General features: G+C 24.1%; 17 protein-coding genes, 1 tRNA gene and 1 pseudogene. 9 read left to right on the forward strand and 10 right to left on the reverse strand.

Features of this window, described 5'->3' with window-relative positions:
• Together recB and recD are read left to right on the forward strand one after the other, a co-directional pair.
• The gene (gene recB / locus D9V71_RS02305) at window positions 1–3,513 is read left to right on the forward strand and encodes an exodeoxyribonuclease V subunit beta (RefSeq protein ID WP_158340767.1); all 3,513 of its coding nucleotides are present in this window, start codon (window positions 1–3) and stop codon (window positions 3,511–3,513) included.
• Between the two features lie 4 nt (window positions 3,514–3,517).
• Window positions 3,518–5,323: an exodeoxyribonuclease V subunit alpha gene (gene recD / locus D9V71_RS02310; RefSeq protein WP_158340768.1), complete on the forward strand. Its 1,806-nt coding sequence runs from the start codon at window positions 3,518–3,520 to the stop codon at window positions 5,321–5,323.
• 37 nt (window positions 5,324–5,360) lie between these two features.
• Here the strand turns inward: recD and argA are convergent, their stop codons facing one another.
• Together argA and D9V71_RS02320 are read right to left on the reverse strand one after the other, a co-directional pair.
• Complete coding sequence (gene argA / locus D9V71_RS02315; protein WP_158340769.1) at window positions 5,361–6,689, reverse strand: amino-acid N-acetyltransferase; 1,329 nt, start codon at window positions 6,687–6,689, stop codon at window positions 5,361–5,363.
• A gap of 130 nt (window positions 6,690–6,819) precedes the next feature.
• Window positions 6,820–6,896: transfer RNA gene (locus D9V71_RS02320), tRNA-Met, on the reverse strand.
• Window positions 6,897–7,004: 108 nt separating this feature from the next.
• Here D9V71_RS02320 and mltA point away from each other — a divergent pair.
• From mltA to nusB, 5 genes and pseudogenes are all read left to right on the forward strand, one after another.
• Window positions 7,005–8,084: a murein transglycosylase A gene (gene mltA / locus D9V71_RS02325; protein ID WP_158340770.1), complete on the forward strand. Its 1,080-nt coding sequence runs from the start codon at window positions 7,005–7,007 to the stop codon at window positions 8,082–8,084.
• A gap of 35 nt (window positions 8,085–8,119) precedes the next feature.
• Window positions 8,120–8,596, forward strand: a complete 477-nt coding sequence (gene ribH / locus D9V71_RS02330) for a 6,7-dimethyl-8-ribityllumazine synthase (RefSeq protein WP_158340771.1) — start codon at window positions 8,120–8,122, stop codon at window positions 8,594–8,596.
• 50 nt (window positions 8,597–8,646) lie between these two features.
• Complete coding sequence (gene thiL / locus D9V71_RS02335) at window positions 8,647–9,618, forward strand: thiamine-phosphate kinase (RefSeq protein WP_158340772.1); 972 nt, start codon at window positions 8,647–8,649, stop codon at window positions 9,616–9,618.
• Window positions 9,619–9,675: 57 nt separating this feature from the next.
• Window positions 9,676–10,779: pseudogene (gene ribD / locus D9V71_RS03155) on the forward strand (bifunctional diaminohydroxyphosphoribosylaminopyrimidine deaminase/5-amino-6-(5-phosphoribosylamino)uracil reductase RibD).
• A gap of 21 nt (window positions 10,780–10,800) precedes the next feature.
• Window positions 10,801–11,232 (forward strand): transcription antitermination factor NusB, encoded by a 432-nt coding sequence (nusB, locus tag D9V71_RS02350; RefSeq protein WP_158340774.1) that lies wholly within the window; start codon window positions 10,801–10,803, stop codon window positions 11,230–11,232.
• A 54-nt stretch (window positions 11,233–11,286) separates the two neighbouring features.
• Here nusB and dxs read toward each other — a convergent pair whose 3' ends face one another.
• The 3 genes from dxs to D9V71_RS02365 form a co-directional block, all read right to left on the reverse strand.
• Window positions 11,287–13,113 carry a 1-deoxy-D-xylulose-5-phosphate synthase gene (dxs, locus tag D9V71_RS02355; protein WP_158340775.1) on the reverse strand — a complete coding sequence of 609 codons (1,827 nt, stop codon included), beginning with the start codon at window positions 13,111–13,113 and terminating at the stop codon, window positions 11,287–11,289.
• 19 nt (window positions 13,114–13,132) lie between these two features.
• The gene (locus D9V71_RS02360) at window positions 13,133–14,017 is read right to left on the reverse strand and encodes a polyprenyl synthetase family protein (protein WP_158340776.1); all 885 of its coding nucleotides are present in this window, start codon (window positions 14,015–14,017) and stop codon (window positions 13,133–13,135) included.
• A gap of 89 nt (window positions 14,018–14,106) precedes the next feature.
• The gene (locus tag D9V71_RS02365; RefSeq protein WP_158340777.1) at window positions 14,107–15,267 is read right to left on the reverse strand and encodes an MFS transporter; all 1,161 of its coding nucleotides are present in this window, start codon (window positions 15,265–15,267) and stop codon (window positions 14,107–14,109) included.
• Window positions 15,268–15,332: 65 nt separating this feature from the next.
• On the opposite strand from D9V71_RS02365, the gene D9V71_RS02370 reads away from it, so the two are divergent.
• Complete coding sequence (locus D9V71_RS02370) at window positions 15,333–15,677, forward strand: TusE/DsrC/DsvC family sulfur relay protein (protein WP_158340778.1); 345 nt, start codon at window positions 15,333–15,335, stop codon at window positions 15,675–15,677.
• Here the strand turns inward: D9V71_RS02370 and cyoE are convergent.
• The 5 genes from cyoE to cyoA are packed head-to-tail and all read right to left on the reverse strand — an operon-like array spanning window position 15,672 to window position 20,418.
• Window positions 15,672–16,544 (reverse strand): heme o synthase, encoded by an 873-nt coding sequence (gene cyoE, locus D9V71_RS02375; RefSeq protein ID WP_158340933.1) that lies wholly within the window; start codon window positions 16,542–16,544, stop codon window positions 15,672–15,674. The genes D9V71_RS02370 and cyoE overlap by 6 nt on opposite strands.
• Window positions 16,545–16,573: 29 nt before the next feature.
• On the reverse strand, window positions 16,574–16,891 hold the full coding sequence (gene cyoD, locus D9V71_RS02380) for a cytochrome o ubiquinol oxidase subunit IV (RefSeq protein ID WP_158340779.1): 318 nt from the start codon (window positions 16,889–16,891) through the stop codon (window positions 16,574–16,576).
• On the reverse strand, window positions 16,891–17,508 hold the full coding sequence (gene cyoC, locus D9V71_RS02385) for a cytochrome o ubiquinol oxidase subunit III (RefSeq protein ID WP_158340780.1): 618 nt from the start codon (window positions 17,506–17,508) through the stop codon (window positions 16,891–16,893). Before cyoC ends, cyoD begins: the two co-directional genes overlap by 1 nt.
• Window positions 17,505–19,493: a cytochrome o ubiquinol oxidase subunit I gene (gene cyoB, locus D9V71_RS02390; protein ID WP_158340781.1), complete on the reverse strand. Its 1,989-nt coding sequence runs from the start codon at window positions 19,491–19,493 to the stop codon at window positions 17,505–17,507. The genes cyoC and cyoB overlap by 4 nt, the downstream gene beginning before the upstream one ends.
• A gap of 4 nt (window positions 19,494–19,497) precedes the next feature.
• Window positions 19,498–20,418 carry a ubiquinol oxidase subunit II gene (gene cyoA / locus D9V71_RS02395; protein ID WP_158340782.1) on the reverse strand — a complete coding sequence of 307 codons (921 nt, stop codon included), beginning with the start codon at window positions 20,416–20,418 and terminating at the stop codon, window positions 19,498–19,500.
• 272 nt (window positions 20,419–20,690) lie between these two features.
• Between cyoA and D9V71_RS02400 the strand changes: the two genes are divergently transcribed.
• On the forward strand, window positions 20,691–21,014 hold the full coding sequence (locus D9V71_RS02400) for a BolA family protein (RefSeq protein WP_158340783.1): 324 nt from the start codon (window positions 20,691–20,693) through the stop codon (window positions 21,012–21,014).
• Window positions 21,015–21,081 lie beyond the last annotated feature (67 nt).

Consider the following 21,081-nt stretch of genomic DNA (forward strand, 5'->3'; position numbering starts at 1 on the left):
ATGAATATTGATAATATAAAAGAAAAACTCAATGTATTTAAAATATCCCTTAATGGAATAAACCTAATAGAAGCTTCTGCAGGAACAGGAAAAACTTTTACCATTGTACTATTATATTTACGTTTATTATTAGGTATAGGAGAAAAAAAAACATATAATAAAAAACTTTTAGTACATGAAATACTAGTAGTTACTTTTACAAACACAGCAAAAGAAGAACTATATATACGTATTAAAGATGGAATTCAAAACCTATATTTAACTTGTATTAATAAGAAAAATATAAATCCTATTTACAATTTTTTTTTAAGAGAAATAAAAGATATAAATGAAGCTATTTATATTCTAAAAAAAGCGCAAAATGATATTAATAATGCTTCTATTTATACAATACACGGGTTTTGTCAACATATATTAGAATTGCATACTTTTCATTTAAATTCTATTTTTGAAGATAAAATAATTGATAATGAAGATGAGTTATGTTTACAAGCTACACAAGATTTTTGGAGACGTGCTTTTTATAATTTACCAGAAAATATTATCAATATTATTCATCAAGAATATCAAAATCCAGACTATCTTTTAAAAAAGATAAAACCATTTTTTCATATGCAATCAATTAATTTTTCTGAAAAAAATATAAATAATAAAAAATTAACTATGTTTCATCAAAAAAACATAGAAAAAATAAATTTTTTTAAAAAAATATGGTTGATTTATTATCAAATAATACCAAAAGAAATCAATAGTCTAAAAATAAATAAAAAAATATATAGTAAATTCAATATTATTAGATGGATTAATAACATTACAATATGGGCAAACTCTGAAACTAAAGATTATACAATACCTATTGCATTAAAATACTTTTCAAAAAAAAATATAGAAAAAAACACAATAAATAACATATGCTCAAAATATATTATTTTTAAAGAAACTGAAAAAATATTAAAAAAAAATCTTTCATTAAAAAATATTATTATTATATATGCTATAAGCAAAATTAAAAAATTTTTATTAAAAGAAAAACAAAAAAAATCATTACTAGGATTTAATGATTTATTGAATATTCTTTTAAAAACTATAAAAAAAGAAAAAATTCTTAAAAATTTGATAAGAACAAAATACCCGGCCGCATTTATTGATGAATTTCAAGATACTAATATTCAGCAATATAAAATATTTAATATTTTATATAAAAACAACAAAAAAACCGTGTTATTTCTTATTGGAGATCCAAAACAAGCAATATATAGTTTCAGAGGTGCAGATATTTTTTCTTATTTATATGCAAAATCAAAAATAAAAAACTGCTATTATCTTGATACTAATTGGCGTTCTTCAATAAATATGTGTAAAAGTATTAATTTTTTATTTTCTCATCATAAAAATCCATTTATTTTTAAAAATATTCCATTTATACCTATAACACCTTCTTGTAAAAATGAAAAAATGAATTTTACAATTAATGGAGTCCCTCAAATTCCAATGAGATTTTTTTTTCAAGAAAAAGAAGAAGTGTATATAGATGATTATCAAATTTGGATTTCTCAACAGTGTGCAAATGAAATTAGTTTTTGGTTAACTTGCGGAAAATTAGGAAACGCTAAAATTACAACTAAAAATGGAGAAAAAATTTTAACGGCTAATGATATTGCTATATTAGTTAGAAACAAAAAAGAAGCTGATCTTATTCAAAAAGAATTGCAAAAGCTTAATATTTTTTCAATATACTCATCTGATAAAAATAGCGTTTTTCAAACTTTTGATGCCCAAGAATTGCTATGGATATTAGAATCTATTCTAGAACCTGATAATGAAAAATTATTAAGACAATCAATTTCTACACATATTTTAAAAGAGTTATCATCTAAAATAGAAAAACAATCAGTAAATGAAAATAAATATTTTATAATAGAAAAATTATATGAATATCATAATATATGGGAAAAAATAGGAATTTTCCATATGATCAAAACTATGATATTAGAATATCAAATAAATTCTAATACTACAGAAATAAATATAAATTATTTAAAAAATTTAAATTTTTTACATATAGCCGAATTATTACAAGAACAATTTCAACATTTTCATAAAAAAATATCTTTAATACGCTGGTTTCAAAAAAAAATTTTACAAAAAACACAACCTACACATAATGAATATATTAGATGTTTTGATGAGTCTCAATCAGTTAAAATTATTACGATACATAAATCAAAAGGATTAGAATATCCTATTGTGTGGATACCTTTTAGTATAGATTTTAAAAAATCACTATTATCTGTTTATCATAATCAAAAAAATTTCAAAACATTTTTTGATATAAAACAAAGCAATGAAAATTTAAAACTAGCAGATAAAGAAAGACTAGCAGAAGATATAAGGTTTTTATATGTTGCACTTACAAGATCCATTCTGCATTGCAGTATTGGAATAGCATGTTTAATAAAAAAAACAAAAAAAAACAAAAATAACAACAATCTTCATAAAAGTAGTTTAGGATATATTGTACAACATGGAAAACCCATGAATTATGAAAATTTATTTAACCAGTTAAAAATATTCAAAATGAATGATTTTGTAGAAGTAAAAAATAATTCAGATAATTTTAAATTGCCTATAAAAAATAATATTTATTTAATATCTGAGAAAAATATCCTGAATAAAAATATAAAAAATATTTGGAATATAACAAGTTTTACTCAATTAAATAAAAAAAACAAAACATCAAAAAAGAACATAGAAGAAATCACCTCAGAAAAGTTTTCAGTAAAAAATAAAGAAAAAAATAATAAATCATTTATAATACATAATTTTCCACAAGGAAAAAATACTGGATTAATGATGCATGAAATATTAAAAAATTTACATTTTTTAAATAAAAAAAATTATAATTGGTTTGCAGATTTTTTAAAGAAATATAATATTCCCATTACATGGACTTCAATATTAATTCATTGGATAAAAAATATTATTAATACACCACTAGGTGAAAAAAAAATTATTTTATCAAAAATAAATAAAAAATTATGTGCAAAAGAATTAGAGTTTTTTTTTCCTATAAATAATACATTATATAGTAGAGAATTAGATAAAATTATTCAATCTATTGATCCTATATCTATAGCTTCTCCAAAATTGTTTTTTAATCCAGTTAAGGGTATATTAAAAGGATTTATCGATTTAGTTTTTTTTTGGGAAGAAAAATATTACATATTAGATTATAAGTCTAATTGGTTGGGTGAAAACAATAGTTTTTATTCTGATATGCATATAAAACAAGAAATAATCAAAAAAAGATATGATTTGCAATATCAAATATATACTATAGCTCTACATAAATATTTAGAAAAAAAAATAAAAAATTATAATTATAAAAATGATTTTGGAGGTGTTTTTTATTTTTTTTTACGTGCTATAGATCAAGATCAAGAAAACGATGGAATTTTTTATACTCTTCCAGATTTTTCATTAATAGAAAACATAATTACTTTGATTGCATAAAAATATGATTATATTATTAAGACAAGCAGTAAAATTAAAAATTATACGTCCTATCGATTTTTATTTTTCCCAATTTATCGCTCAAAAAAATACTATTATAATGTTAGTTGCAGCTTGTGTAAGTTATGAAAGTACCAAAGGTCATATCTTCTTGCCTGTTCAATATTTTGAAAAAAATTGTTTTTTTTCCAGTTTTAATAAAACGTTTACAAAAAAAATATCAATAATTTTAGAAAAAAAAATAAATTGGTCATTTGAGTTATTAAAACATATATCTGTAGGTAATGGTTCTATTCCTACACCTTTAGTTTTATATAAAAAAAAAATATATCTTTATAAAATGTGGAAAGCTGAAAATAATATTTTTAAATTCTTCTACACAAAAAAAAATAAAAATAAAATTGATCGAAAAAAATGTTCGAAAATATTAGATAATTTGTTTCCTGGTAAAAGTATAAATTTTCAAAAAATAGCTGTAGCACTAACTCTAATAAATCATATAACTTTTATTGTTGGTGGTCCTGGAACCGGAAAAACTACTACTATATTAAAAATAATAATTGCATTAATAAAAAGTTCAAGTAAACCAATAAAAATTCAATTATCTGCACCAACAGGTAAAGCAACAACACGTTTAAATAAAATCATGAAAAATAATATCTTTGATCTTTATTTTTCTGAAAAAGAAAAATACTCTCTGCCATCTAGAGCTAAAACTATACATCAACTATTAGGAATTAAAAAAATTTCACAAAATAGTTTTTTCAATAAAAATAACTTATTAGATTTAGATATTTTAATTATTGATGAAATTTCAATGGTAGATATTTTAATGATGGAAAAAATATTATGTGCAGTTTCAAAAAATACTAAATTAATTTTTATAGGTGATCAAAATCAATTATGTCCAATAGAATCTGGTTCTATTCTAAGAGAAATTTGTTATTATGCTAACAATGGATATAGCTTAAAAACTATTGTTGATATTAAAAAACTTACACAATATAAATTGCAAAAAAAAATAAATAAAAAAACAACATTTATTAGCAATAGTATATGTGTTTTAAAAAAAAATTATAGATTTGATAAAAGTTCAGGGATTGATATTTTGTCGAATGCAATTTGTAATAAAAAAATAAAAATTTTTGAAAATTTATTTAACAATTCAATAAAAAACGTTTTTTTTTATGAACACAATTCCGTTCAAAAATATAAAAAAATGATTGAAAATATTACTTCAAACTATGAAAATTTTTGGGATAAAATATATAAAAAAGCAACAATAAAAGAAATAATAGAATCTTTTCAAGATTATCAAGTATTATGTGTGTTACATGACGGTTTATTTGGTGTGAACTTTTTAAATAAAAAATTAGAAGAAAATATGCATAAAAAAAATATAATAAAATATTTTTATATCAATGAACAAGAATGGTATGTAGGAAAACCTATTATGATTAGTAACAATAATAAATGCTTAGACGTATTTAATGGAGATATAGGTATTACTAATTTTAGTAAAAGTGGTGTTTTACAAGTGTCTTTTTTAAAAGAAAATAATACAATTAATAATATTCCTGCAAAAATTTTAAGTAATTATAAAACTGCTTGGGCTATTACTGTCCATAAATCACAAGGTTCAGAGTTTATAAATACAGCTTTAATATTACCAAATTCTGATTCATACATGTTGAATAAAGATATTTTATATACTGGCATAACAAGATCTCGAAAAATATTAAGTATTTTTTCAGATAAAGAAGTGTTTATGAAAACTATTTTAAAAAATTCGTATAAAATAATATTTTAATATTAACAATTAATTTTTTATGAAAAGATCTATATATTTAAATAATATCAATCATTAAAATTTTTGAACCGCGCTGATAATTATACATTTTCTTTTTACTTTCAGGTAACATGTTAACATCAACTAAAACAAAACCTCTTTCTTGAAACCAATGAATACTCTGTGTTGTTAATACAAAAATTTTTTCTAAATGCATTTCTTCAGCATGAATTTTAATTTTTTTTAATAACAAATCTCCACGAGAAGAATTTCGATAATCAGGATGAACAGCTAAACATGCCATTTCTCCTATCCTTTCTTTTAAAAAAGGATATAATGCTACACAAGCAATAGTTAAATTATCATGTTCAATGATAGTAAATTTATCCACTTCTATTTCTAATTGTTCTCTTGATCTACGAACTAAAATTCCTTTATTTTCTAAAGGCCGAATTAATTCTAATATTCCTCCAATATCATTAATAGTAGCTCGTCTTATTTTTTCTGCTGATTCCATAACCATTTGAGTGCCAATACCATCGCGAGAAAATAATTCTTGCAAAAGTGCTCCACTTTTATGGTAACTAATCAAATGACTACGATTTACCCCGCTTTTACAAGCTTTGATTGCTCCTCTTAAAAAACGAACAGTTGAAGAAATATAATCACCTGTTTTTTCTAGTTTTTTAATTGTTTTTTTTATATCATTAGGTAATAATTCAGAAATAATTTTACCTTGATGATCTATAACTCCATGATTACTACAAAAACCTATCATTTTTTCTGCTTTTAATTCAATGCTAACTTGAGTCGCTATTTCTTCAGAAGTCAAATTAAAACTTTCTCCTGTTACAGAAACTGCAACTGGACCAATTAAAACTATAGCTCCATTTTTTAATTGACATTCAATTGCACTTTTATCAATTCTTCTAATTCGACCACTATGACAGTAGTCTATACCATCATCTACTCCTAATGGTTGAGCAATAATAAAATTACCACTCACTACATTAATATTTGCTCCTTGAAGAGGAGTATTAGTTAAACTCATAGATAATCGAGCTGTAATATCAAGTTGTAATCTTCCCGCTGCTTGTTTTACTTGTTCTAAAGAAGCTAAATCAGTAATCCGTATAGATTTATGATAAACAATGCTAATATTTTTTTCTCTTAAACTAGTATTAATTTGAGGACAAGCACCATAGACAACTACTAAACGAATACCTAAGCTGTGTAATAGTCCTATATCGTTGATAATACCAGAAAAATTTCCATATTTAATTGCTTCGCCACCTAACATTATTATAAATGTTTTGCCACGATGAGCGTTAATATAAGGAACGCTGTGACGAAAACCCTGAACTAATTCAGTATTACGTTCTTTCATAACAATCCTCTTGCATTTTTAGTGCAACCTATATATTATTTTTTATTAATATAATTTTTCTTATATTTTGAACTAGATTAAAACATTGGAAGGTTTTTAAAAAAGATGGGTTAAATAAAAATATTCAAACTGGTTGCGGGGGCTGGATTTGAACCAACGACCTTCGGGTTATGAGCCCGACGAGCTACCAGACTGCTCCACCCCGCGTCTGTACTAACTTATATAATACACTTTTATAAAAAAATTGCAATAATTTTTATAAAAAAAATCATTATTTAAAAATATTTTATGACTTAATAAGTATTAATATAAAACATGAAAAAAAAAATAATTATAACAGTAGTATTTTTTAGTTTATTTTTTTGCGCTTTAAAAACATATGCATATGCAACGATCAATCAAGGACAACAATACAAAAAAAAATTAATAAAAAACTTCACAAAAACAAAAAAAATTAACATTGAAGAAAAAATAACTAATTCAGAATTATTTCTAGTTCAAGTAAAAAAAATAAAAAAATATTCTCCATTTTTATATTTAAAAAATGAACTTATTTATAAAAAAATTTTAAATTGGTTAAAAAATAACTCTCGTATTGATGAACTTAACCAATTTGGAATAAATTTATTTCAAATGAAGGGTACAGATAACTATGGGAATGTCAAATTAACTGGATATTACACACCAATAGTACAAGCTAGAAAAATTAAAAAAAATGATTTTAAATATCCAATATATTCAATGCCTTATCATTTCAATAAAAATGAACCTTTACCAAAAAGAAAAGATATATATAATGGAGCTTTAGATAAAAAATATATTTTGGCTTATAGTAACTCTTTAATAGATAATTTTATTATGGAGATTCAAGGAAGTGCATTTATAGATTATGGCAATAACATAAAACCAACTTTTTTTAGCTATGCTGGAAAAAATGGTTGGCCTTATAAAGCAATCGGACAAATCTTGATAAATCGAGGAGATATACAAAAAAAAAATATGTCTATGCAAGCTATTAAAAACTGGTTTAAAAAACATACAAAAAAAGAAATACAAGATTTACTTGAAGAAAACCAATCTTTTGTATTCTTTAAAGAAACACAAAAAAAACAAGTATATGGTGCAAGTTCTGTCCCATTAATAGCTCAAACATCAGTAGCAGTAGATCCTTCTATAATAAAAAAAGGAAGTGTAATTTTATTAAAAGTACCATTACTTGATCAAAATGGTTTATTTATTAATAAATATGAAATACGTTTAGTAGTGGCATTAGATGTAGGTGGTGCAATAAAAGGTCAACATTTTGATATGTATGAAGGAATTGGTAAAAAAGCTGCTGTATCAGCAGGTTTTTATAATCACTACGGATATGCTTGGGTCTTAAATAACAACTAACTACCTCAATTCTAATAATAAGTTGATATAAAAATATGAATACAATTCAAGTGGGAATTACAGCTAAAAACGCATCTATTGCTATAATTATTTCTCGATTTAATGAATTTATTAATCATAATTTATTATCAGGAGCATTGGATGCTTTGCAAAGAATAGGACAAGTAAATAAAGATAATATTTTAAAGATATATGTTCCCGGAACATATGAAATACCAACTGTTGCAAGTCATATTGCAAGTTCTAGTAAATATGATGCTATTATTGCCATAGGAACAATTATAAAAGGAGATACCGATCATTTTAAATATATTGCTGGTGATACTAGTAGTAATCTTTCACGAATTAGTACTCAATATTTTTTACCTATTACATTAGCAATATTAACAACAAAAAACATTGAACAATCAATTGAAAGATCTGGTACGAAAATGGGTAATAAAGGTTCCGAAGCTGCTTTAGCTGCATTAGAAATGATTAACATTATGAAAAAATTGAAAAAAGTAATATAATATATTAAATATTTTTATTAAACATCTATTGTAAAATTTAACTGTAAAAAATGAAATATACTGAATTTGAAATTATTTCTCGATATTTTCAAAAAAATCAAAAAAAAGATTATAATGAAATTAAGGGAATTGGCGATGATAGTGCCTTAATAAAAATACCACGAAATAATGTTCTTGCAATTAGCACTGATACACTAGTTGAAGGCACTCATTTTTTAAAAAATATATCTCCTCAAGATTTAGCACATAAAACAGTAGCAGTCAATCTTAGTGATCTTGCCGCAATGGGCGCGGTGCCACAATGGACAACACTATCTATTACAATGCCTAAATCTGATAGTCTATGGCTAGAAAAATTTAGCAGTAGTTTTTTCGATATATTAAATAAATATAATGTGCGATTAATTGGAGGTGATACAAACCGTGGCCCATTAAGTGTTACATTAAGTGTTTATGGACTATTAAATAAAGATGATGCATTACTAAGAAGCAATGCTAATATAGGAGATTTAATTTATGTAACTGGAACTCTTGGAGAGAGTGCCGCCGGTTTATTTGTGCTTAAAAAAAAACTATTCATAAAAAATTTAAATATACGAAATTATCTAATTAAAAAACATCTCAACCCTATTCCTAGAGTTTTAGAAGGTATAGCTATTAGCAAAATTGCTAATTCAGCTATTGATATATCAGATGGATTGATTTCTGATTTAGGTCATATATTAAGTAATAGTCAATGTGGAGCAAATATTAATTTAAATAAAATACCTATTTCTAAAATTTTAACTGATAACTTTCAACCTAAATATTACTTAGATTGGGCATTAAATATAGGGGAAGATTATGAATTATGTTTTACTATCTCGAAAAAAAACATTAAAAAACTCAATTTAATAAAACAAAATTTTTTAATTAATTTTACATGTATTGGATATATTACACCTACCAAACAAGGTTTTAATTTATTTTATAATAAAAAGAAAATTATTTTAAAAAAAAAAGGTTTTGATCATTTCAATTAAAAACAATTTTTTAATAAAAAAAACATATGCTGGTTAAAAATGAATGATATATTTTATATGAAAAGAGCAATAGAACTTAGTAAATTAGGTGAATTTACTACAGCACCTAATCCTAATGTAGGATGTGTAATTGTAAAAAATAATATTATTGTTGGAGAAGGATGGCATGAACAACCAGGAAAAAATCATGCAGAAATTAACGCATTAATTATGGCTGGTCAAAAAGCACAAGGAGGAACAGCTTATATAACACTAGAACCATGCAATTATTTTGGCAAAACACCTCCATGCTGTAATGCTCTTATTAAAGCTGGAATTAATCGTGTTATAATTTCTAATATAGATCCTAATCCTAAAGTATCTGGAAATGGAGTTTTATATTTGAAAAAATATGGAATTTTTGTAAAAATAGGTTTATTGGCAGAAGAGTCAAAAAGAAATAATAAAGGATTTTTTAAAAGAATGAAAACTGGTTTGCCATGAATACAACTTAAACTTGCTATATCAATAGATGGAAGAATTGCCATGAAAAATGGTAACAGCAAGTGGATTACTTCTAAACATGCACGTCAAGATGTTCAAAGGTTTCGAGCAAAAAGTTCAGTTATTATGAGTACCAGCTCTACTATTTTAAGTGATAATCCTTTATTAAATGTACGATATCAGGAATTTGATGAAAAAACACTATCTATTTTTCCTAAAAAAATATTTCAAGATCCTATAAGAGTAATTATAGATAGTAAAAATCGTGTTCAGCCATCACATAACATTATTAAAACAAAAGGAAAAGTTTGGTTGGTACGATTAAAATCTGACAAAAATATATGGCCAAAAAATACGAAACAAATTATAGAAAAATCACATAATAAAAAAATTGATATATTGTCTCTTTTTAAACTTTTAGGGAAATCAGAAATTAATAGTGTTTGGATAGAAGCAGGAAGCATTTTATCAGGATTTTTATTAAATTCATATTTAATAGATGAATTAATCATATATATGGCACCTAAAATACTAGGACATGAAGCTAAACCATTATGTACAATTTATAAAAAATTAAAAATATCAAATTCTCTTCAATTTAAATTTCAAGATATTTGCCAAATAGGTCCTGATATAAGATTAATTTTATCTCCTAAACAACATAATATAAATACATGAAAAATAAGAGAAATTTTATTTATGAATCCATCTTCTCGAAGAAAAGCACGAGCATGTGCTTTACAAATGTTGTATTCTTGGGAAATATCTCATAACAACATTAAAGAAAGTGCTATTGAGTTTTTAAAAGAAAAAAATACAAAAAATATTGACATAGCATATTTTTATGAGTTAATTATTGGTATTACATGTGAATGTGAAGATATAGACAATTTAATGAAACCTTATTTGTTTAGATCCCTAAAAGAATTAGGACATATTGAAAGGGCAATTCTTAGAATTTCATTCTATGAATTACATAAAAGAAACGATATACCTTATAAGGTATCTATTAACGAAGGCATTGAACTAGCTAAATTATTTGGTTCTGAAGATAGTCATAAATTCATCAATGGAGTTTTAGATAAAGCGGTATTTAAAATGGGATATAATAAAAAAGTTATTACCACATAATTATGCAATAAAAAAAATTTTTATATCATATAGTTAATATAAATGTTTTCTATCTCATTGTGCCAACCAATAAAATATTTGTTTATGAATACCTTCTGCATCTAATTGATAATCATGTCTAATTTCTTCTTGAGTACCCTGCGGAATAAACGTGTCTGGTAATCCAATATTTAAAACTGGTAAAAAAATCTTTTTTATCATAATAAATTCATTTACAGAACTTCCTGCTCCACCAGAAATTACGCCTTCTTCGAGAGTAATAAAAAATTTATGTTTAGAAGATAATTTTAAAATCATATTTTTATCTAAAGGCTTGACAAAACGCATATCAACTAATGTTGCATCTAAATTATTTGCCGCAAAAAAAGCATTTTGTAATAAAGTACCAAAATTTAAAATAGCTATTTTTTTTCCTATTCTTTTTATTACAGATTTTCCTAATGGAATACTATTCATAGGCATTAACAATGCACCAACACCATGACCTTTAGGATATCTTACTACACTAGGACCTTTATTATGCATATAACCAGTATAAAGCATTTGACGACACTCATTTTCATTACTAGGCGTCATAATAATAATTCCAGGAATACATCTTAAATAAGCTAAATCAAAAATTCCTTGATGAGTCTGGCCATCATCTCCAACAATGCCTCCTCTATCAACAGCAAATAAAACAGAAAGTTTTTGTAATGCTACATCATGTATAAGTTGATCATAAGCTCGTTGTAAAAAAGTTGAATAAATAGAAACGACTGGTTTATAACCACTAATTGCAAGACCTGCAGCAAAAGTAACTGCATGTTGTTCGGCAATAGCAACATCAAAGTATTGATTTGGAAAAAGACGGGAAAATTTTACCATTCCAGAACCTTCACACATTGCAGGCGTAATAGCCATTAATTTTTTATCAAATGTAGCTATTTCACACAGCCAAGAACCAAAAACATCTGAATAAGTAAGAGATTTTGAAACTGATGAATCATATGAAGATATTGAATGCCATTTAATAGGATCTAGCTCAGCTGGAAGATAACCTTTTCCTTTTTTAGTTATGAGATGTAATAAATAAGTGCCTTTTTTATTTTTTATTTCTTGTAATACATTAATAATAGAAAAAATATTGTGTCCATCAAATGGTCCTAAATATTTAAATCCTAAATTAGAAAATATTGAATTAAAAGAAATGCAATTATTTTCAATTTTTTTATTTTTTTTGGAAAATTGTTGGCGGAATAAATGTATTTTTTTTCTATTTTTTTTAATGTTTGTGATTTTTCTTAAAATTTTTAAATGCTTATTAAGAACTCCTACACTTTTTGAAATAGACATTTGATTATCATTTAATATAACTAATAAATCAGGTTTTATTTCTCCAGCATGATTCATAGCTTCAAACGCCATACCTGCAGTCATTGCACCATCACCAATAATACAAATTGTTTGTCTATTTTTACCTTCTTTTTGAGCTGCAATAGACATGCCTAAACCTGCAGAAATTGAAGTAGAAGAATGACCAACACTTAAAGTATCATATTTACTTTCTTCTCGACAAGGAAATGAATGTAATCCATTTTTTTTTCTAATACTATGAATTTTCTTACTTCTTCCAGTCAATATTTTATGCGGATATGCTTGATGTCCTGTATCCCATAATAAATTATCAAAGGGGGTGTTATAAACATAATGAAGTGCTACAGTAATTTCTACTACACCTAATCCAGAAGAAAAGTGTCCTTTAGAAACAGTAACTACATCTGATAAATATTTACGTAGTTCAAAACATAATTGCGGTAATTTTTCTACAGGTAAAAGCCGTAAATTTTCTACTGAATTAGCAAAAGATAAAATTGGATATTTTTTAGAATTTAAATTCATTAGATACTCATTATTAAATTTATTCAATACGTTTGATTATAAATTTTATTAGTTTTTCTAGTGTGCTAGTGTTAAAATTTTTTTTTAAACTATATAATGCTAAAAATGATTTTTTATATAATTGTTTTATTTTTTTTCTTGACTTATCTAGACCTATTATTGATGGATAAGTATTTTTTCTTATTATTTTATTATTTTCTATATCTACTGTATCTTTTTTAAAATCTAAGATATCATCTTGAATTTGAAATGCTAAACCAAGAGAAGTAGAAAATACATCTAATATTGATAATTCAGATTTAGAAAAATTATTAGAAGATAAATATACTAAACGTACAGCAGAACGCATCAAATAAGCAGTTTTATAAAAATTAATAGTTTCTAATCTAGACAAATTCACTTCTTCTGTTGCTGCTTCTAAATCTAATTTTTGACCTATGCACATTCCAGATGAACCGATAGAATTAGACAATTCAGAAATCATTTTTATACGTTTTGAATTAGACACATTTGGCATAAAATTTGTTGATAAAACATTAAATGCAAGACTTTGTAAAGCATCACCAGCAAGTAAGGAAGTGCTCTCACCATATTTTATATGACAAGAAATTTTTCCTCTTCTAAAATTATCGTCGTCCATACAAGGCAAATCATCATGTATTAAAGAATATGAATGAATAAATTCAATAGAAGCAGATATAGCATCTAATGTAATTATATTTACTCTTAAAACTTCTCCAGTAGCGTATACTAAAGATGAACGTAATCTTTTACTTCCTGAAAATACACTATATTTCATTGCTCTCAAAAGATTAGATTTTTGAAAAGGTAACTGATTTAATACATGAAATAATTTTTTATTGATACGATTTTTATATATCTTGTATAGATGAAAAAAATGCATATTCAAGTACCCAAAAAAGTAAAAATTCAATTTTTTATATAAGATAATTATCTATTATTTATAGAATTTAATTATACTATCAATAAAATCTACTTCTTACAAAAGAAACTAAAAATTAACCACAGAACAATAATAAAAATTTCAAATAAAAAAATTTGTGAAAAATTTAAAAATCCACATAACCAACCACTAACAATTCCACCAAAAAAAATACCTAAAAACTGACTAGTAGAATAAATACTCATTATACTACCTTTATGATTATTTAATAATTGTTTGCTAAGATGTGAAGGAAGAAAAACTTCAAGAAAATTAAAAGATATAAAAAATATCTGCAAAGAAATTATTAAAAATAATAAATTATTTTGTGCTTCCAGAAAAATAATTTCTGAAAATAAAATAAATAAAATGCAAATTTCAATAATGTTTTCTAAAATATATTTAGATTTACAGTAAAATATAAATAAGAATAAAATAAAAAAAGAAATCAATATAGTACCTAAATATACTTTCCAATGATTATTTAAAGTAAATCCAGACGCTTCAAAATTATTAGGAATAATCATAAAATTAATCATCAATAAAAAATGTAAAAAAAATATACCTAAATAAGATCTAAAAAAAATTTTATTTAAAATAAACTTTAATTTTTCACTATATGAACAACATATATAATTTTCTGGTAATACATTTTTTTTCGAACAAGGAATAGAAAAATAAACAATTATCATGCAAAGGATAGATAATAATGCAGACATCCAAAATATTGAAAAAAATCCAAAATATTGAACAATTACAGGTCCAGAAACCATAGAAATTAAAAAAGAAACAGCAAAACTTGTACCTATAGCAGCAATAGATTTGACACGATTTTCTTCTCGAACTAAATCAGATAGACAAGCCATACATACACCAGATATAGCCCCTGAACCTTGTAAAAACCTACCAATGATTAATCCCCAAATTGAATGAATATTGGCTGATATAATATTTCCAATAAAAAACATAAAAAGACCTAATGTAATTATTTTTTTTCGGCCAAATTTATCAGATAAAATTCCAAATGGAATTTGAAAAATTACTTGAGCAATACCATATATTCCCATTGAAAAACCAATTAAAAATTTATTTCCTCCATCTAAAAGCATTCCATATTTACTTAAAATAGGAAGAATCATAAACATTCCTAACATGCGTAACAAAAAAATTATACAAAAACTTAATGTAACTTGTAATTCTGAAAAGTTCATTTTATAATTCTCTATTCTTAATATTTTTTTAAAACTTATCTAAGTTAAACTATATTTATTAAAAAATGAATACTAATAATAAAATATTATATACATATGAAAAAGTTAAAAAAGATTCAGAGGGATATTTAAGAAAAACTAAAGATTGGAATATAATATTAGCGGAAGAAATTGCAAAAAAAGAAAACATTGATTTAAGTCCTGATCACTGGAAAGTAATTATCTTTATACGAAAATTTTATTTTAAATTTAATATAACACCATCAATGAGAATGTTAATTAAAAGCATTAAAAAAGAAATGGGAGAATCTAAAAGTAACAGTATTTATTTATTTAAACTTTTTCCTCAAGGACCTGCTAAACAAGCAAGCAAAATTGCTGGAATACCTAAACCAGTTAAATGCTTATAAATTAAAATATTTAAAAAAAACATCTGCTGATATTAAAAAATTAAATATAACAATAACTATTATTGAATAATAAAATAATTGACTCGCATTTTTTTTATTATTATTTTTTTTAATATCAGAATAAGATAAAAATAACCAATAAAAATTTACAATCGAAAATAAAAATAAAAAATTATAACTTAAATAATCTAAAAACGTTAATAAAGAACTAAAAAAAATAAAAATAAGAATATAAAAAAAAATATGTTTTTTTGTTATAGGAATACCTTTTACCACAGAAAAAACAGGAATTTTAGCTTTTTTATAATCTTCTATTCTCATGATAGAAATAGCATAAAAATGAGACATTTGCCAAAATATCAAAATAAAAAATAGTAAAATACAACATAGATCAATAGAATTTGAAACTGCTGTATAACCAATAGCCGATGGTGTAGAACCTGAAAAACTTCCAATAAATGTCGAATAAATTGATTTTCTTTTATATAAATAAGAATATAAAACAACATAAACAAAAAAACCAAAAATAGATAAAATTGTAGATAAAAAATTTACTAAAAAACTTAATATAAATATACCTGAAACGCCCAAAAAAATAGCAAAAATTAATACAGATCGAATAGAAAGCAATTTTTTTGATAATACTCTGTTACTTGTACGTTGCATTTTTTTATCTATATCAAAATCAATTAAATTATTAAATACACAAGCAGAGGCAATTACTAGAGACGCACCTAAAATAGTATATAAAAATAAAAAAAAATCAAAAGTAACATTTCTAGATGCGAATAAAAAGCTACCTACAATTAAAGTAGCATTTCCAATAATAATACCGGGTTTAATAATCTCTAAATAATGTTTAAACATATAAATATTATATCTTTTATTAAATTGTTTTACATCATATGATGATTTAAGTTGTACATAATCCATATAGAACCAAATACAATAATAAATATTATTATTATAACAAATAATAAAGTTATAAGATTCCATCTTTCTTTTTCAGAAAAATCTAAATGTAAAAAATATACAAAATGAATAACAATTTGACTAACAGCACAACATAAAAAAATAATATAATTAATTTCACTGCAAAAAAATTTTTTTATGACTAATATAAATGGAAATATAGTTAATACTAAAGAAAATAAAAAACCTAAAAAATAAGATTTAGTTTCTTTATGCATATTTAATTTAATAAAATTTTGCATTAAATAGCTCCGTTTAAATAAACAAAAGTAAAAATACAAATCCATATAATATCTAAAAAATGCCAAAAAATACTAAGACATAAAATTCGAGTACGAATAGGATAAGTTAAACCTAATTTTTGTATTTGATAAATAATTGATAATATTAAAATTAAACCGAAAAAAATATGAACGCCATGAGTAGCAATAAGAGTAAAAAAAATAGAAAAAAAAGCATTTTTATCAGGACCAAAATCTTTTATGATAAGTTCATAAAACTCATTTATTTCCATAAATAAAAAAATAAAACCTAAACAAAAAGTTATTATTAAATATGAATAAATCATTTTCGTATGTCTTTGATTCATTGCAATAACAACAAACCCACAAGATAGAGAACTTAATAATAATAAAAATGTTTCTAATAAAACAGAAGATAAACTAAAAACTTCATTACTAATTAAATTAATTGATATATTTGAAGAAAAAATGGCATAAACAGCAAAAAGAACTGCAAACATAATACAATCGCTCATCAAATATATCCATAAACCAAATAGTTTATTAGCTTCTGATTTTATATTATGAACTTTTACGAAAGTATTTAATTTCATATCATTTATTTTATTTTCTATCATTTTAAACCTGCTTTTCGAATATTCTTACAATGTTGATTTTCAATTTTTTTTATATCTTCTACTAATAGAGTGTACTCATTATTCTCATTGAGACTGTTAATGACTAAGCTAATAATAATCGCAAAAAAAGAAAAAAAACACAACCAAGTAATATGCCAAACCGCTGAAAAACCAAACAATGATGCAAATATACTGATTAAAAAACCTAATCCTGTATTTCTAGGCATATGAATTTCATCATAATTAACATTTTCCATTTTTTTCTTGTAATTTTCTTTTTTTTTGTTTTCCCAAAAATCATCTCTATCTTTAACGATAGGAATAATGGCAAAATTATATAATGGAGCAGGAGAAGAAGTAGACCATTCTAAAGTTCTACCATCCCAAGGATCACCAGTTAGATCTAAATTATCTCGCCGGTCTCTTACTGAAACATAAAATTGAACTATTTGACATACAATTCCTACTCCAATAAAACAAGCGCCAATAGCAGCAATAGATAATAAAAAATGAAATTCCGAATCAATATTCTGACTTAAACGACGAGTCATGCCCATTAATCCTAAAAAATACAAAGGTATAAAAGCAAGAAAAAAACCTATAATCCAAAACCAAAAAGCACGTTTTCCCCATATCTCATTCAAGATAAATCCAAATAATTTAGGGAACCAATAACTAATTCCAGCAAAACAACCAAAAACCACTCCACCAATTATTACATTATGAAAGTGCGCAACTAAAAATAAACTATTATGCAAAATAAAATCAGCTGGAGGAACTGATAATAATACCCCAGTCATTCCACCAATAGAAAACGTTACTAAAAAACCTAAAGTCCATAACATAGAAGAATGAATATAAACGCGACCTTGATACATTGTAAACAACCAATTAAAAATTTTTACACCAGTAGGAATTGCTATAATCATAGTAGTAATTCCAAAAAAAGAGTTTATGTTTGCTCCTGCTCCCATAGTAAAAAAATGATGAAGCCATACAATAAAAGATAAAATCGTAATAGATAAAGTAGCCCATACTAAGGAAACGTATCCAAATAAGCGTTTTTTAGAAAAAGTTGCCACTACTTCTGAAAAAACACCAAATACTGGTAACACTAAAATATAAACTTCCGGATGACCCCAAATCCATATTAAATTAACATACATCATTGCATTTCCACCTAGATCATTAGTAAAAAAATGGAAATTAAAATAACGATCTAAAGTTAACAATACAAGAGTAACTGTTAAAACTGGAAAAGAAATAACAATAAGAATATTAGTACATAAAGAAGTCCAAGTAAAAACTGGCATTTTAAAAAAGGACATGCCTGGTGCTCTCATTTTTAAAATTGTTACTAAAAAATTAACACCTGTTAATGTTGTTCCAATACCAGCAATTTGCAGACTCCAAATCCAATAATCTACTCCTACACCTGGACTATATTTTATGCCAGACAATGGAGGATAGGCCAACCAACCTGTTTGAGCAAATTCTCCTACCCCTAAAGATAGAGTAAGCAGTAAAGAACCACTAACATTTAACCAAAAACTTAGATTATTAAGAAATGGAAATGCCACATCACGAGCCCCAATTTGTAATGGTACTACTAAATTCATTAAACCAATTACAAGAGGCATAGCCACAAAAAAAATCATTATTACACCGTGAGCTGTAAATATTTGATCATAATGATGTGGAGGCAAGAATCCTTTCAATCCTGCTGATGCAATCACCTGTTGAGTACGCATTAATATCGCATCAACAAAACCACGAAATAACATAATAAATGCTAGTATTCCATACATAATAGCTATTTTTTTATGATCAACTGTAGTAAACCATTCAGACCATAGATATTGCCATTTCTTGTGATAAGTAATAGTTAATGCAACACACAATCCAATGAGAATAATAGCAGTATAGGTGAACATTATAATTGGTTCATGATATGGTATATCATCAAATGTCAGTTTTCCAAACATTATTCTATTTCTCCATGTTAGAATTTTTTTTCATAATTTTATGAGTAATATTTTTATCTAATATTTTAAAATTATTTATAGAATATTGATTTATAATTTGATTAAACAAATTTCTCTGAACACTAGAAAAATATTCTATTGAATAATTTTCGTTCGGAATAGATATTGTATTAAAAAATTTTTTCATATTCAATTTTACAGATGAGTTTTTGATTTTTTTTACCCAATCTATAAAAGTTGAATTTTTTAAAACAGATATAGCAGTAAATTTCATATTAGAAAAGCCTTTACCACTGTAATTAGACGATATGCCTTTATATTTGCCTGGATTATTAGCAATCAAATTTAATTTTGTTGTCATTCCTGGCATAGCATATATTTGACTTCCTAAAGACGGAATAAAAAAAGAATTCATAACAGAATTTGAAGTAATACGAAAAATTACAGGTCTATTAACAGGGAACATAATTTCGTTAATAGTTGCAATATTGTAATCTGGATAAATAAACAACCACTTCCAATCTAATGCAACCGCATCTATTTTTATAGGCTTATTAAAAGAAGCTATAGGTTTTTTTGGTTCTAATTTATGACTGTAATTCCAAGATAAAAAAGCCAAAAAAGAAACTATTATAACTGGAATAGTCCATACTACTATTTCTATTTTTTTTGAATCAGACCAATTAGGTTTATATATCTGATTTATATTGGTTGAACGATACTTAAAAGAAAAATATATAGTCATAAAAATTACAGGGATAATGATAAATAACATTAGTATAAAAGATATTAGTATTAGCGAACATTCTTCTATAGCAATTTCCCCATGAGGATTTAATAATAAACCATTACAACCATTTAGAAAAATAAATATTAATGTTAATGATAATATTTTAAAAAAATTATTATAATTTAAAGATGTCATTCAAAAGCCTCAAAAATAATATGATTTTTTATTTAAAAAAAACTTTGAAAATACTATTTTTATTAATAATTTTTATGTGAAAATTATTCTTTTATAAAAAAGTAATAATTTTTGAAATAATTGAATTATTTTTTAAAAATTGATAAAATTTAAAATCAAAAGTGTTTTTTAAAGATTTATTTTATAAAAAATATAATATAATACTGTTTATACAGTATAAAAGTATTTTTTATGATTTTTTTTATTAATAAATTAGGACATAATATTAATTAATGACTCTAGAAAAAATAAAAAAATGTTTAATATCTAAAATCAAGATAAGTTTTATTGAAATTTATGATGATAGTTCTTGTCATAATTCTTCAGAGAAAGGCATTACGCATTTAAGAATAATTATCATTAGCAATGATTTTGTCGATCATAAATTAATCGATAGACACCGCATAATTTTTTCAATATTATCAGATAAAATCAAAAAGAAAATATATTCATTAACATTAAATACTTACACTCTTGATGAATGGAAAAATAAAAAATTCAAAATAAGTAACAACACTAAGTGTTTAAAAAAAAATAATGCTTTATCGGTTTACTAAAAAATTTTTATACATATGATTATTTAACTTTTTAAAAAATTTATATTTAAAATAGTTTAAAAAATAT

It is taken from the genome of Buchnera aphidicola (Macrosiphum euphorbiae), assembly GCF_005237295.1.
Taxonomy (GTDB): Bacteria; Pseudomonadota; Gammaproteobacteria; order Enterobacterales; family Enterobacteriaceae; genus Buchnera; species Buchnera aphidicola_AP.

Bases quoted from the DNA above. Each gene is read 5' to 3' on its own strand.
- recB (WP_158340767.1), top strand. From the start codon at position 1: ATGAATATTGATAATATAAAAGAAAAACTCAATGTATTTAAAATATCC.
- recD (WP_158340768.1), top strand. From the start codon at position 3,518: ATGATTATATTATTAAGACAAGCAGTAAAATTAAAAATTATACGTCCT.
- argA (WP_158340769.1), bottom strand. From the start codon at position 6,689: ATGAAAGAACGTAATACTGAATTAGTTCAGGGTTTTCGTCACAGCGTT.
- mltA (WP_158340770.1), top strand. From the start codon at position 7,005: ATGAAAAAAAAAATAATTATAACAGTAGTATTTTTTAGTTTATTTTTT.
- ribH (WP_158340771.1), top strand. From the start codon at position 8,120: ATGAATACAATTCAAGTGGGAATTACAGCTAAAAACGCATCTATTGCT.
- thiL (WP_158340772.1), top strand. From the start codon at position 8,647: ATGAAATATACTGAATTTGAAATTATTTCTCGATATTTTCAAAAAAAT.
- nusB (WP_158340774.1), top strand. From the start codon at position 10,801: ATGAATCCATCTTCTCGAAGAAAAGCACGAGCATGTGCTTTACAAATG.
- dxs (WP_158340775.1), bottom strand. From the start codon at position 13,113: ATGAATTTAAATTCTAAAAAATATCCAATTTTATCTTTTGCTAATTCA.
- D9V71_RS02360 (WP_158340776.1), bottom strand. From the start codon at position 14,017: ATGCATTTTTTTCATCTATACAAGATATATAAAAATCGTATCAATAAA.
- D9V71_RS02365 (WP_158340777.1), bottom strand. From the start codon at position 15,267: ATGAACTTTTCAGAATTACAAGTTACATTAAGTTTTTGTATAATTTTT.
- D9V71_RS02370 (WP_158340778.1), top strand. From the start codon at position 15,333: ATGAATACTAATAATAAAATATTATATACATATGAAAAAGTTAAAAAA.
- cyoE (WP_158340933.1), bottom strand. From the start codon at position 16,544: ATGTTTAAACATTATTTAGAGATTATTAAACCCGGTATTATTATTGGA.
- cyoD (WP_158340779.1), bottom strand. From the start codon at position 16,891: ATGCAAAATTTTATTAAATTAAATATGCATAAAGAAACTAAATCTTAT.
- cyoC (WP_158340780.1), bottom strand. From the start codon at position 17,508: ATGATAGAAAATAAAATAAATGATATGAAATTAAATACTTTCGTAAAA.
- cyoB (WP_158340781.1), bottom strand. From the start codon at position 19,493: ATGTTTGGAAAACTGACATTTGATGATATACCATATCATGAACCAATT.
- cyoA (WP_158340782.1), bottom strand. From the start codon at position 20,418: ATGACATCTTTAAATTATAATAATTTTTTTAAAATATTATCATTAACA.
- D9V71_RS02400 (WP_158340783.1), top strand. From the start codon at position 20,691: ATGACTCTAGAAAAAATAAAAAAATGTTTAATATCTAAAATCAAGATA.